Genomic DNA, 14,593 nt, shown 5'->3' with positions numbered 1-14,593 from the left:
GCTCTCCCAGGAAATTTACGATTACGATGATCCCAATTATGACTTTGATTCCTACCAGATCACGCTGGTCTCCCCTTCGGGGACGAGCCTGTTTACCAGTTCCGAGATGTTTGAGATCGAAGACATGGATCGGGGCCCGGTCGTTTTGCCGGAATCGGGCGACTATACTCTGATTGTTTCCAGCAACGATACTGACGCCGTAGATTATGATTTCCAGCTGCTCAATCTGCAGACGGCCGGCACATTGGTTACTGCTGACACTTCGATCTTCGACAGTTTAACACCGGCAGAAGAAACCAAGGTTTATCGGTTTGACGTGACCGCCGGAGACGAATTTGCCTTTGATCTCACTGCGCGAACGGGCACTGGAAGTGCTTTCTGGGAATTGATTGATCCTTACGGGCGGTCCGTATTTGACGTCAATATGTATTCCACCTCTGTCTCTGACCAGTCTCCCGGAACCCTGCTGTCCACGGGCCAGTATTCCCTCATTGTCAAGGGGGGAACGGCCAACACGGGGCTCGTGGATTATACCTTCTCAATTGATACGCTCGGATTTACGGCACCGACTCCCCCCACAGGAACAGCACAATCTTTTGGTGATATTGTGTCAGGTAGCCTGGATGTTGCAGGCGAGCAAGACACCTATCTCTATACTGCAACTGCAGGCCAGCAGGTCTTCTTCGATTCACTGGATGCCGTTCCCACGAACTTGAATGTCACATTAGTTTCCCCCAGTGGACAACAATTGGTCATGACGTCCTTTGGCAGTGATAATATGCTCGGGTTTGGTGGTTTTGAAGGAGAAGGGAGCCAGTCCCCCTGGCCCGTTACACTTTGGGAACCTGGCACCTATCAAGTGGTGATTGAGAGTGCACAGAACCAAACCGGTAGTTATCGGTTCCGCTTCTTGGATGTTTCAGATCAGACCACGGTTGACTTTGGTTCCATCATTTCTGGAGAACCTCAGGTCTTAGAAGAACAGCACGTGTATCACCTGAGCGGACAACGTGGTGATCGCGTTTCTATCCAATTGGATGCGTTTACTGATGCGGCCAGCTTTGTCAACAAAGTTGCCGTTGAAGTAAATGGTGGCACCGAAGACGGATATAACGGAATCGCCGGAGCACTCTCGCTCCCGTTCCGGCCGGATGCCGCCGTGAATGTCATTCTGGTGACGGACGAAAACCGTGACGTGGTCAACAGCTCACTCACGTATAATACGATCCTGGCACAAATCGAAGCTGTGGGCGCGACGCTGCATTCCGCCATCATGCTGGATATTAAAGCCGACTCTGCAGAAGGTTCATTCAGCCAGGTACTGGATTCTGGGCAAATCGATCCCAGTGGGACTGTGAATGTGTCGCTGGTTGACTATGAATTTCCCGAAGGAGGGGGAGGAACCTGGATTACCGTCGGCGAAACGGAATTGACTGATGTCCCCGGCTTCGAATCACTGGTGTTTGACCCTGTCACGAGTACCTTATCCGGCGTTATTGATACGAGTTTGGGGTACAATTATCCCTATATCGAAGTCGACTATGATTTTGATAATTATGCCAACACCTCTTTTGCTCCGTCTGAAACCCCGGGAGCACTTGGCCTGACCGGGGAGTCAGCTTCGGACACGGGCTTCTACGCCGATACAAGCACGACAACGCTGGCCTTCAACACCGTGGATGCTTCCAATGTCACATCTAACGGTTCCTCAGGATTTTCAGAGCTCGACTACGACAGTGGAACCTATCTGCTTACGGGAACCATCGATCCCAGTACCGGTCTCTACATGGCGATGATCGAAGTGGACTATGACAAAAATGGAACCGTGGATGATACATTCTATTCCGATGAATTTACAGGGACATTTAATGGGACCGTAAATAGCAGCCTGGTGCCCGTTGATGGAGATTTCAATGTACGTCTCAACGATTTCGAAGGGTTTTCTCCTTGGGCCTGGGTTTCGACTGCCGGCGTACCAGGCTTTCCTGAACTGGACTTGGATGATTCAACCGGTGTGCTTTCGGGAACCGTTGATTTAACGCAAGGCTTTACTGATTATCTCGTTGAGATTGACTATGACCAGGATGGAACTACCGATGCTTCGGTCTATGCGGATGCTACGACAGGAGAATTCAATTTTGCCGTAAATCCCAGCCTGATCAATGCCGGTGGGAACATCAGTGTGCGGTTGACCGATGATGCAACTCAAACCCTGACATGGAATCCCCTCGATGCTTCTGCTTTGATTACTTTTACCGGAGCCGGCTTCTCTTCCTACAGCTTAAAGAATTCCACGGGAACCTTGAGCGGTATCGTTGACCTGAGTCTGGCAGCCGATGATTACACGATTGAAATCGACTACGATCAGAACGGAACCATCGATCAAACAACGAAAGCCGACGAGGATACGGGAGAGTTTACGCTCAATCTCAATCAGAGTCAGTTGCAGCCCGGTGGCACGTTTGAACTACGTCTGAAAGTCGGCTATGGAAACTACACGTCCTTTTCCGTGAATCCCAATCTATACTATGAACCTCTGGCGGTTTATCCCGGTGGGGCATTGGGTAGTTCTCCTGCCGATAATGCGGGAACAAAAGAAGAATACGTCGATCTGGCCTTTGATACAGGGGGGACGGTCTGGAGCCTCGATCAGTTGCGAGACGGGGGGCTCATTGCGAATTCTTTCTCCAACGCATTTGTTTCCACACTCACAAGCGATATTTTCAACCAGCAGGATCTCGACCTGATCGCTACAGATCCGAGTGTCGAGTTTACGATCCTTGATGAACGGGTTGAAAATGGGGTGGCCACTTTCACCGTTCAGTTTACTGGGGACACGGATGCGCATGCCTTCGATTTGCAGTTTATCCGACAGGGAGAACCGGGAATACTCTACGGATCGATTCCGACTACGCTGCAGGTAGGTTACCTGTACGATGTCGATGCCATCGATGCCGACAACGATACACTCACTTATGAATTGATCGGCGACACGCATGGGGCCTCCTTCAACTCTGAAACAGGGATTCTGACCTGGTATCCAGAATCTGCTGGCGACTATCAATTTACAGCACGCGTTACCGACGGCCGCGGCGGTGAGGATCTGCAGACCTGGACAGTCACCGTTACCGAATCGGGGGTCGCCAATATTGCTCCTACACTAACTGCGGTTACCGACCTCACCACGGAATCGGAGCGGGAAATCTCTATTCAGCTCACCGGCGCCGATGTGGACGGCGATACGCTCTGGTACTATCTCGTCGATGATACGGCCAACAGTTCTCCTGTTCCCGACGGTATGACCATTGATCCGACTACAGGGCAGATTAACTGGACTCCCACCACGGCCCAGGAAGGAACTCACACCATCAAGGTTCGAGTACAGGATGGCTTCGGCGGCACCGACGAAACGACATTTACCATCACCGTCAATGCACCGACCGGGTTCACTAATAATCGCCCCGTCATTACTTCCACAGCCCCCACAGCGGCCCAGGAAGGTGGGACCTACATTTACGATCTGGATGCCGTCGACCTGGACGGGGACCGACTTACCTATGAGCTATCCGTGGCCCCGGAAGGAATGGCCATCGATCCTGAAACCGGCTTAATTGGCTGGATTCCCAGTAGAGACCAGATTGGAACGACGACCGTCATCGCCCGTGTAACAGATGAACTGGGGGGCGTCGCCGTACAGACCTTTGACCTGCAGGTGAGCTCGGTCAATGATGCCCCCGAAATTGCCTCTCGGCCAACAGGCCCGGCGGGCGTCAATACACTCTGGTCTTATCAGGTCGAAGCCAGCGATCCCAACGGTGATGCTATCGTCTACCGACTGGACCAGGCGTCGCTCAATCGTGGCATGACGATTGACTCAGATGGCTTGCTGACCTGGACCGCTCCGGGAACGGGAGATTTCCGTGTGGAAATCACGGTTGATGATCAACGGGGGGGCACCATCACCCAGCAGTTCATTCTGCCCGTCCGCGATAATGCGGCGCCGATATTCAACAGCAACCCTCCGGCTCCCGCCATTGTCGGGGAACAATACACATACAATATCGACGTTACCGACCCGAATGCGGCTGATGTGGTCACCTTGACGCTCGATGCGGCCTCTCTTGCCCGCGGGATGGTCCTTACGGGAACGACGCTCACCTGGACCGCGCAGCAATTGGGCGATGTTCCGGTGACACTTACCGCCGACGACGGAAAAGGGGCAGAAACAACACAGTCCTTTACGCTGCCCGTCCAGGCTGCCGTTGTTGCCAGCGAACCGCCTGTCATCACTTCCAATCCGACCGGCCCGGCCTTCGAAGGACAAACCTGGAGCTACACCATCATGGCCACCGATGCCGACGATGATGACAGCACACTCGTCTATTCGCTGGAAAGCCCGGGAGAACAACCCACGGTTATCGAGTTTGATCCGGTCAGCCACACACTGACCTGGACACCGGCGGCGGCTGATGTTGGTACGAGCACATCCTTCACTCTGCGGGTTACCGATCCACAGGGTGCCTGGAGAGAGCAGACGTTCTCCGTCCCCGCTGTCGCCGTTCCCGTTCAGAATGATTCCCCCGAGATCACATCGATTCCCACCGGGCCTGCTGTCCAGGGACAAGCCTATGAATATCAGGTCACCGCCTATGATCCGGAAGGAGAGACGCTGACCTATTCACTCGATGCTGCAGCTGAGGCTGCCGGCGTCAGCATTGATGCGGATACCGGTTTGCTCACCTGGACAAATCCGGCAACGGTCGGCGATCAGGCCATTTCGATTACGGTGACCGATGAAGGCCTCAACCAGGTGACGCAAAGCTTTACGCTGCCGGTGGTCTCCAACAATCATGGTCCCGAGATCACATCGGTGCCGGTCGGCCCGGCTTATACAGACGAAGCCTGGCAATACCAGGTCGTGGCCACGGATGCAGATAATGACACGCTCACCTACACGCTGATCCAGCCGGCAACACCGCCTGCCACCGTCAATTTTAATACCACAACCAAGACACTTACCTGGACGCCTTTGACGGGAGAACAGGACCGCAGCTTTACCATTCAAGTGAGTGATGGCAACGGGGGAGTGACTACGCAAAGCTTTACCATTCCCGCAGTCCGTCGGAATACCGCTCCCGAAATTACGTCGATTCCCTCCGGCCCGGCTGTCGAGGGAGAACTGTGGACCTACACGATCGGCGCCACCGATCCGGAAGGAGATACGTTAACCTATTCCCTCGTTTCTCCCGCAACACTTCCGGCAGGGGTTTCCTTTGATGTACCATCGGGCACGATCTCCTGGACGCCCATCAGTTCGCAAAACCCGGACGGCCTCAGCTTCACCGTCCGTGCCGATGATGGCTTCGGCGCCTATGCGGAGCAGAGCTTTACGATCCCCGTCGTTTCACCGCCGGCGCCTCCTGTAAGTGGAGGAACGCTGCCGGAAATCACTTCCACACCGTCTGGCCCCATCTACCAGGGCGAGCTCTGGAATTACAATGTCACCTACAATGAACCGGACGGCGATCCCAACATCACCTTTGATGTACAGATCAATGCAGCCGGTGAAAATATCAGTATCGATGCTAACGGTCTAGTCTCCTGGACGCCTGCAGCGCAAGGACGTTACACAATTACGGTAACCGTCGATGACAATGCCGATGGCGACGCCACACAAACGTTTGATGTCGAAGTCCAGATTCACAATCTGCCGCCGGAGATCAAATCCACTCCGACCACCAATATCAGCGTCAATGAATACTGGTCCTACCTCGTGCAGGCCACCGATCCGAACGGGGATACGCTGACTTACTCGCTCGATCAGGATTCGCTGAATCGCGGTATGTCCATCGATTCCACGACCGGTCGTATTCTCTGGACCGCTGATTCCGTAGGGGAATTCCCTGTTGTGGTCACGGTCGACGATGGATTCGGCTTAACGGCGGTCCAGTCCTTCACGATTGGCGTCAATAATGCCGCTCCGGAAATCAGTTCTCAGCCCACAGGCCCCGCCTATGTCGGTTCCCAGTGGTCCTATCAGGTCGCGGCGACGGACGAGGACGGCCACAGCCTGCAATATGACTTACTCGCACCAGCAGTCCTGCCGGACGACATGCAAATCGATGCCAACGGCCTACTGACCTGGACACCGACGTCTGCCGGTCCGGTGGACATCAAAATCGAGGTCAGCGATGGATTTGGCGGCTTCCGCACTCAGTCATTTACGCTCGTGGCCGAAGCGGTCGCCCCCGCAAATGATGCCCCCGTCATTCGATCGTTGCCGACGAACTCAATTCGGGCCAGTGAAGTCTACCAGTATCAGGTCGACGCCTATGATCCCAATGGCGATCCGGTTGCAATCACGTTCGAAACCCTGCCTGCCGGTATGACCGTCGATGACAGCGGACTCATCTCCTGGCGTCCGGACGTACTGGGCGATTATGACGTCACGATCAAAGCCGCCGATCCAGCGGGGAATTTCGTCACGCAGTCCTGGACGATTTCCGTCTTCGCTCCCGTGCAGCTCAACGATCCCCCCGAGATTACCTCCCAGCCAACAGGACCCGCTGTGCGCGATCGCCTTTATACCTATCAGGCCACGGCCACCGATGCCAACGGCGATACTATCACCTGGTCTCTGTCTCCCACAATGACTGTTGTCGGTGATATGGCCATCGATGCGCCAACCGGCGCCTTTACCTGGACGCCCACCGCAAAGGGCAGCTATGACATCACCGTGGTGGCCAGTGACGGAACCGATGCGGTCTCTCAAACCTTTACTCTGACAGTGCTCAACAACGCACCGCCGGTTATCACTTCGACTCCCTCTCAGAACGTCGATCTCAACACGGCTTACGCTTACACGGTTACCGCCAGCGATCCGAACGCAGGCGATACGCTCACCATTACTCTCGAAAATCCTCCCGCAGGCGTTTCGCTCACGCAAACCGATAACAACACTGCCAGCCTGACGTGGACGCCAACTGTGGCCGGAATTCACACGATTACGATCCTGGCCACCGATCAGGACGGTGAAGTCGCCCGGCAGGAGTATGAAGTGCTGGTCACAGATCCGCTCAACAACACGCCCCCGCAGATTATTTCGAGCCCGCGGGATCGGATTCGGATGGAACAGGAATTCCTGTATCAGTTCCAGGCCTATGACGCGGATGGCGACAGCCTGACCTGGACGCTCACCGCCGCCCCTGACGGGATGACGATGGACGACCAGGGGCTCCTCCGCTGGACTCCCACGTCGGACGACGTAGATGGTTCACCTCACTCTTATACCGTTGTCGTCAGTGACGGCAGTGAAACCGCTACGGCCACCTATTCTCTGAATGTTACCACGACCCTCAAAAATGAAGGGCCTGAATTTACCACGAACCCGTCGACGAACCTGGTTGTCAATCAACCCTATGTTTACGACGCCGATGCCACTGATCCCGAAAACGATACGCTCATCTTCAGTCTGATGAAAGCCCCCGAGGGCATGACCATCGATGCGGAAACCGGCCTCGTCCGGTGGACACCGATGCTCGATGACCTGGGCGAACACACGATGACCGTGCGGGTTCTGGACACGATGGGCGCCGGTATTGAGCAAACGGTGACACTCACCGTGCGATCAGTCAACCGCACACCCACCCTGGAAGGCGATCCTCCCACCGATGCTTACACCAATAAACAATACACGTACGCTGTGCGGGCCACCGATCCGGATGGAGATACGCTGTCCTACGCCGTCTCCGCGCAAGATGAAAACGGCAGTGCTGTGACCGGCATTACCGTCGATGCCAACGGCCTTGTCACCTGGACGCCTACCACGGCCGGCAGTTACAGGCTGACTGTAACAGTTGTCGACGAGCACGGATTGGGAGCCGCTAAAATTTTTGATGTAGTCGTTCACGATGGTAGCGTGGTCACGCAAACATCGCCGCCCAACATTAAATCCAGCGCGCCCAAGATTGCTTCATCAGGCGAAACTTATTCCTATCTGGTCGACGCCCGAGATCCGGACGGCGATGCCATCACACTTTCGCTGGACGCCGCTTCCCTCGCACGCGGCATGACCTTTAATCCGGATAATGCCCGTGAAATCATCTGGACCGATCCCGCCACGGTCGGCGAAGTCTACTGGGCCACGCTGACAGCGACCACCGTGGACGGCACTGCCACTCAAACGTTTGCCGTCACCGTCATGCCCGCCAATACACCGCCCACCGTGGACGATGTCCCGCTGGCAACCGTCACGGCAGGTAATACATTCCGCTACGATATGCGCGTGAATGACCCCGATGGCGATCGGATTTCCTATAAGCTGCTGCTGGCACCGGAGGGATTAATCGTCGATGAATTCGGTCGGGTGACTTGGGAAACCACGGCCCAGACACCGCTCCAGGACTATACGGTCGATGTCATGGTTTCCGATGGACGTGGCGGCCAGTTCCTGCACGAATTCTCCGTCCGCGTTCAAGCCGATACTCAGGCTCCCAAGGTCACCATCCTGACCAATCCCAACCAAGGAAAAGTGGGCGAGGAAATCGTGATTTCAGTGAGTGCGTTTGACAATGTCGACGTGGATCAAGTGGAACTCCGCATTGATGGCCAGATCGTTGCCACCAACGGCGGCATCGCCCGCTTCACGCCCACATCAGTCGGCACCTACCACATCACGGCCACCGCCTGGGACTCCAGCGGCAACGAAGGAATTGCGACTCCGGTTGACCTGTTGACTATCGATCCTGCAGACCAGAATCCGCCCAGCGTCGATATTACTTCCCTTAGTTATTATCAGGAAGTCACCGCCCCCATCGACATCGTCGGTTCGGTGACGGACGACTCGCTGGAGAACCTGACCTGGACCCTCTCAGCCATTCCGCACGACGGCGGCGTAGCCAAAGTCTTCGCCACCGGCAGCGGCGCGATTACGAACGACATCATCGGCCGCTTCGATCCCACGCTACTGCGCAACGGCGTCTACACCATCGAACTCAAAGCCATTGATGCTGGCGGTAATGTGTCCGTTGATAGTGAAGTGATTAAGGTTGACGGGAATCTGAAACTGGGGAATTATGAAGTGTCGTTTACCGATCTGGACGTTCCCGTAGTGGGCATTCCGATCACCGTAACCCGCACCTATGACACGCTTGATTCCGATGTGCAAGGTGACTTTGGGTATGGTTGGTCCATGGATTTGAGTAACACCAAAGTTCGCATCGTGCAACCGGACGGCAGCGATCCGGGGCTGTTTGGTTATCCTATCTTTGAAGATGGTACCCGAATCATTATCACCTTACCCGACGGAACGGAAGAAGGATTTACTTTTATCCCAGAGCGACAGATTTCTGGCTATATTAAAACGGGGGATTACTTACCGAAGTTCATCCCCGATGTGGGTGTCAAAAGTCAGTTGATTGTCGATACCCGTTACATTCGTAAATTAGGTAATGGCTATATCGATATGGAAACAGGCAGAGGTTATTCCCCCGCCGATCCGGTTTTAGGCGGCGCTTACACACTCATCCTGCGTAACGGAGTCGAACTCGCCATCAATGCCGAAACCGGTGACCTTTCCACGATCACAGATTTGAGCGGTAACCAGATTACCTTTACCGGCATGGGAATTGAAAGTAACGCCGGACGCAGTATCGAATTCGAACGTGACTATGCGGGTCGTATTACTGCCATTATCGATCCGGCAGGGAATCGATTGGAATACACTTACGATACCGACGGGAATTTAGTTTCCATGACCGATCGTGTTGGGGCGACAACTCAGTTTACCTATCTGGAAGGCGTCAATGTTCCTGAACATTATCTGAGTGAAATCATCGACCCACTGGGAAGAACAGCCGCCAAAACTGAGTATGATGCTGATGGCCGTCTGCTCCGCACGATTGATGCCGATGGTCAGACGATCGAATATGACTGGAACACCGATTCCAAAGTTCAAAGAATCACGAACCAGTTAGGCTATACAACAATTGTCATATTGGACGATCGTGGGAATATAATTCGTGAAGTTGACCCTGTGGGGAATATAGTAACAAGCACTTTTGATGAAAATGATAATGTTCTTTCAGAAATAATTGTGATTGGTGAAGAAGACTCAGCAATCAATGGGGAAGCTGACGATCTTACCACACTCTATACATATAGCGAGAATGAAGATCTTCTAAGCTTCACAGATTCATATGGTAGTACAACTAGAATGACTTATAGAGAAACTGGGCAACCACTGACTGAAACAGACCCCTTAGGAAATACTTCAATAGTCAATTATGGTCCTAACAGTCTCGCTAGTTCATTAAAAGATATTTTGGGCAACAATACTAACATCAAGTACGACAGTAATGGGAATTTAACAGAACTGATTAATTCTTACGGCGGTAAGATCTTCACTAATACTCGGAATCAATATGGTGAAATCCTAACTTCAACGAATGCTACGAGTCAAACAGCTTATTTTGAATACAATTTAAATGGAGATCCAATTGCCCATTGGACGTTTGAAGGTGCTGGAGTAGATAAAATACAGATACTCTTTCTGACATTCTATGATGAAGAACGTCGAGTAATTGGTACCAAACAAGCAATTTTTCCTTCTGATCAGTTTATTATAGCAGATCTAGCCAATGCCATAATAGACGAGCAATATATTATTGAATCCTCATTTGCCACTTATAATTCCTTAGGACAGATTTTGCTTAACGTCGATCAGTACGACAACAGTGCTGAGTATCTTTATGATCGGCATGGTCAACTTATTCAGTCAAGAGTTCAAACCAGCAATAGCCAAGGCCAATCAGATTTTCTAATCACTCGTTATACATACGATGCAGCCGGTCAATTAATCGCTTCAACAGATTCCTATATTGAAGGAACTACCGAACCACTTACCGGGACACGAATAACTTATGATCCGGTAGGAAGAATTGTTAAAACTGAGCAATTGTCTGGAATACAAATTGAAATTTCAGGAATCGGCTCATATCTCGAAAGTGCTTTGGTTTCCACGGGAACGATTCTCGATTCTTATGTATCAACATTCGACTCGGCCGATCGAACTACAATTAATTCTGACTCATACGGTAACCAGACACAAATTACTTATAATTCTAAGGGAGATCTTACTGAAGAACGAACTCAGTCTGTTGATGAAAATGGGCAATTCATCTGGCTTGTCTCTAGAACAACTTATGATGAGTATGGCCGAACCTCCCTTGTCACACAAAATTATATAGAAGGATCTGGAGACCCAATACTCGCTAGCCGTACTGAATACGATTCTTTTGGTCGTGTAAAACGTACCGTTCAACTTGAAGGAGTACAAATTGACTTGGTTGAGGGAGAATCAATCTTAATCTCTTCAGGGCTTGAAGTTTCAGCCACAACAACAATATACGATGACCAGGGGAAAATTTCTCAAATCATATCAGAAACAGGTATTATCACTTCTTATGAATACGATTCTCTCGGCAGACAAACTGCGAGCATTAGCCCCGAAGTTAATATTAACGGGATACAGATTCGCCATCGAACAGAATCCGTTTACAATGCTTATGGTCGCCTTCAATCAACCCATTCCAATCTTCGACAATTTTCTGATGATACTATTGATCGTTCTGAAGAACAGGTCACAAGTTTTGAATATGACATTTTCGGAAACTTAAGCAAAACTATTTATGATGATGGAACATTTTCATTAACAGAATATGATGAATTAGGTCGTCTGATTTCAGAAACAAATACAGTCGGTAATTCAAAAACCTATGAGTATGATGTAGTTGGGCAACTCACCGCGGTTAATTTACCATCTGTGGCAGACCCTAGAAATGGTGACATACTTACAAGTCCTCTCTATAAATACGCACATGATGCACTTGGAAATCGAACATCTATCACTGACCCACTTGGAAATACAACAATATTTACTTATGACGATAAAGGCAATCAACTCAGTCGATCCTTAACTGACGGATCAGTTGAAACATTTACATATGATAATCGCCAACGAATGCTCACTCATACATCGTTTGAGGGAGTCATTACACTCTTTATTTATGACGATAGTCAAAGTGGTGTAGGAAGACTGACTGAAAAACAGTTCTTCAACAATGAATCAAGCTATCAGAATGGTACAGGTATTCCCGATGAAACATTTATCTACACCTATGATGCCTTTGGTAGAGAGGTCGTTGTTACGCAGCAATCGGCAATTGAAACCAAAGCAACAACCAAAACCTATGATTATAAAGGCCAATTAGTTCAAATCAATTCCCCAGAAGGAATTGTGAATTACGAATATAATGATCTGGGGCTTAAAACACGCACCTATACTGGAACGGTATCAGATCCGATTACTGATACCCTTTATACTTATGATGTGCTAGGGCGTTTGGAAACGGTAACTGTTGTTGAACGCAATGATGAAATCCTAACGACTCCCGAAACGACCACCTACAAATACGATCTGGTCGGAAATCTGGATGAAACCATTCTACCCAATGGTGTAATAACCGATTATACCTACGATGACCTGAACCGTCTGGAAACGCTCACGCATTATCTTACTGATGAGACGCCAGAAGATCTATCAGATAATGATAAAATTATTTTTGGTTACACAGTTCGCGACGACGGCAAACGTACACAAGAAACTGAAACCATCTACCGCGATGAAAACAATGACGGTCTATTTGATGCAAACGAAATCAAGACGATCACGACAGACTGGACCTACGATGACGCAGGCCGCATGATTGATGAAGTCTTCAGTCATTATGACGACCTGCTTAACCAATCAGCTCATTTCTCATACGACCTGACTGGTAACCGTCTGGAACAACAGGTCGAAAAAGATTTCGACGGCGATGGCGACATCGACAAAAAGACGACCACATACAGCTACGACGAAAATGATCGTCTGCTCTCTGAAACCACAGAGCTGGACGACAACAATGACGGGAGTGTTGATCAGACCAACTCCACCACCTATAGCTATACCGGTACACAGCAAACGGGAAAAATGGTTAGTGAATCGGGGGTCACACAGTCAACAACCGTGTTTACCTACGACCTCCAGGGACGCATGGAAACGGTAACCATTACGACCTTAGATGGCACAGGAACAGCGACCCGCGTTGAGAAAACGACTTATGACTACAATGCTATGGGAATTCGTGTCTCAGCAATTCACGAAAATGACATAAATGCCGATGGCACTTTTGATGAAACAACAAAGACAGAATACCTGAACAATCCAAGAAATTTCACCGGATATTCGCAGGTCATCCAAGAGACTGAATTCGATGAAAATAGTGTTGTCACGAAACGTACGGTTTACACAATCGGCCATGATGTCATCAGCCAAACGACGACAGAATATTTATCAAGTGTTGGGCAAACTCCTGTAACGCTCTTCTTTGGTTATGATGGTCGAGGATCAACACGCGTACTGTTTGAATTTGTAGGTACCATTGCAAATGTTGTGGGGGTTGAACAACTTTTCTTCTATGATGCCTATGGCAATTTGCTCAATATACAAGCCACTCAAGCTGCAACTAGCCTACTTTATAATGGCGAATACTTCGATGTAAATATTAGTCAACAATATTTAAGAGCCCGCTATTACGATCCAACAACCGGACGATTCAATCGGCTGGATGACTTTGCTGGCAACATTAAAGATCCACAAAGTTTACATAAATATCTTTATACTCATGGTGATCCAGTTAACGGACTTGACCCGACGGGGCTTTCGCTTTTAGGGAATGTCATGGCCTCGCTCGGAGCAAGATTGAGCGTTGCCGCTGGAAAAATAGGAGCCGCCCTTACTGTTTATGATAGAGCTGATACTGTTATTTCTATCGCCAAACTCGTGAGCCAATTTATCGCGACTGGAACTGTTAATCCCGTCGAAGTGGCAGCGGTAGCAGCGTCAATTATACCTGGTTCAGGAATTTTCAAGAAAGTTAAAGCTTGGATTCCTGCTTCCTTTACGCGGAGACTTAATTCTGGATTTAAACAACTCCAAGGTTCAACGGAATTTCTAACTGAAGCTGCCAGGAATTTTCCAGGAACAAAGTATATATATCGAGATGGTAAACCAACTAATTATGCAATTAATACAATTCTCAAAAAATGGAAAGAAGACGTAGGCGAAATGGGACTTGGGCTAGTGGCTGAAAAAATGGGATTGAAGCTTTATAGCGGTGTCATTCGAAAAGGTGAGCAGGGAGTTGACAAAATCTTCCGCAAAGGTAATAAGTGGTTTATTGGAGAAGCTAAAGGAACAGCTGAAAAAATAACCCGCAATGTCCCGTCTTCAGTCACAGGGCATCTCAGTCGAGTGGGTTCAGGAGCACAAGGAGCTCGACATGGTCAGATGAGCCAGTACTGGATCTTGGAAAAAATAAATGAACTTAAAAAAGTTGACCCAAAATTAGCAGGAGAGCTTGAAAAGGCTCAACAAAATGGGCGACTGTTTGGGTTAGTATCAGTAACTTCTGTCGATGAAATCACAGGGGAAGTCGCTGACCCTGCATTTGTTATGAAAGCATTTGATGAAATTGGTAACTTCACTTTTTAA

General features: G+C 50.2%; 1 protein-coding gene (running past one end of the window). It reads left to right on the top strand.

Annotated elements, in window-relative coordinates:
• Nucleotides 1-14,593, top strand: partial view of an Ig-like domain-containing protein gene (locus GmarT_RS12420; RefSeq protein ID WP_002646193.1) — the end only. Its footprint begins 21,704 nt before the window's first position; the window shows 14,593 of its 36,297 coding nt (coding positions 21,705-36,297); its start codon lies off the left edge, out of view; its stop codon occupies nucleotides 14,591-14,593.

Origin of the sequence: Gimesia maris (assembly GCF_008298035.1) — a bacterium.
Classification (GTDB): Bacteria; Planctomycetota; Planctomycetia; order Planctomycetales; family Planctomycetaceae; genus Gimesia; species Gimesia maris.
The sequence above is the reverse complement of the archived record's forward strand: the minus strand, read 5'-3'. Positions and strand labels throughout refer to the sequence as shown.